Below are 1,576 nucleotides of genomic sequence, written 5' to 3' on the forward strand. Positions count from 1 at the left end.
GGGCCGCCGAAGCCCATCGGCACGCCGAACCGCTGCGTGGTGCCGACGACGACGTCCGCGCCGATCTCGCCGGGCGCGCGCAGCAGCGTGAGGGCCAGCAGGTCGGCCGCCACGACCGCGGCCGCGCCGGCCGCGTGCACCTCGGCGATCACGGACTCGTGGTCGCGGATCACGCCGGAGGCGCCCGGGTAGGACAGCAGCACGCCGAAGAAGTCGCCGCCGAGGCCGAGGCCCTCGATGCCCTGGGACAGGTCGGCCACGACGATCTCGATGTCCAGCGGCTCGGCCCGCGTCTCGATCACGGCGATGGTCTGCGGCAGCGTGTCCGCGTCGACCACGAACTTGGTCGACCTGGACTTGCCGGCCCGGCGGACCAGCGTCATCGCCTCGGCGGCTGCGGTCGACTCGTCCAGCATCGACGCGTTGGCCACCGGCAGCCCGGTCAGGTCGCCGACCATGGTCTGGAAGTTGAGCAGGGCCTCCAGGCGGCCCTGGGAGATCTCCGGCTGGTACGGCGTGTAGGCGGTGTACCAGGCCGGGCTCTCCAGCACGTTGCGCAGGATGACGCCCGGGGTGACCGTGCCGTAGTAGCCCAGCCCGATCATCTGGGTCATGGGCCGGTTGCGGTCGGCCAGGGCGCGCAGCTCGGCCAGCGCCTCGACCTCGGTGGCCGGGGCGGGCAGGCTCAGCGTCAGGGCGTCGCTGCGGATGGCCGACGGCACCGCGCGCTGGGCCAGCTCCTCCAGCGAGCCGACGCCGACGACGTCCAGGATCTTGCCCAGCTCGGCGGCACGGGGACCGACGTGGCGGTCCGCGAAGGGCGTGCCGTGCTCAAGCGCGGCAAGGGGAATGCGGTCAGTCGTCATGCGTCGTGCCTCCGGGGCGTCGGGCATACGGGCGCGGGCCGTTTGCCCTCCCCCTCTGTCCCCGCCCGTGACGGGCACCTGAGAGCTTCACCCGCGCACGCGCGGGCTTGCACCGTCGGCGGGACGCGAGGAGGCCCCGCGTCCTCTTTCCAGAGGCGTCTGTCCCGTGCGGTCCTGGGTGCCTGAGAGGTTCCGGGGAGGATTTGCTCCTTCGGCGCCGGACCGGGGTCCGGGCTCTCCCGCACGGGATGTGCGACTACAGGCGCGAGTTTACCCCGGCCGGGCTACGGACCCCAGCCTTGACCACCGCGTGTCATCTCGATCACGTTCAGCCGGTGCGGCGGGCCTGCCGGCGCTGGGTGAGCTCGTCGCCGCCCTGCGGCTCCAGCTCCAGGCCGTCCGCGCGCTCCGCCTGGAACTCGTGGATGGTGCCGCTGATCTCCCGCATGGCCCCGCTGACCGCGATGCCGAACACGCCCTGGCCGCCCTGGAGCAGGTCGACGACCTCCTCCGGCGAGGTGCACTCGTACACGGTCGTGCCGTCGCTGAACAGCGTGATCCGGGCCAGGTCGGCCACCCCGCGGCGGCGGAGGTGCTCCACCGCCACCCTGATGTTGTGCAGCGAGACGCCGGTGTCCAGCAGGCGCTTGACCACCTTGAGGACCAGCAGGTCCTTGAACGAGTACAGGCGCTGGCTGCCCGAGCCCTGC

General features: G+C 72.6%; 1 protein-coding gene, 1 pseudogene and 1 riboswitch. The gene and the pseudogene both read right to left on the minus strand.

Annotated elements, in window-relative coordinates; translation table 11 throughout:
* Positions 1 to 866, minus strand: a pseudogene (locus KUTG_RS06835) (glycine dehydrogenase (aminomethyl-transferring)); the annotation flags it as partial.
* A 159-nt stretch (positions 867 to 1,025) separates the two neighbouring features.
* Positions 1,026 to 1,118, minus strand: a riboswitch (glycine riboswitch).
* A 76-nt stretch (positions 1,119 to 1,194) separates the two neighbouring features.
* On the minus strand, positions 1,195 to 1,576 hold a 382-nt coding region (locus tag KUTG_RS06840), incomplete at its 5' end, for a MerR family transcriptional regulator (RefSeq protein WP_063753492.1).

This window comes from Kutzneria sp. 744 (assembly GCF_000568255.1).
Classification (GTDB): Bacteria; Actinomycetota; Actinomycetes; order Mycobacteriales; family Pseudonocardiaceae; genus Kutzneria.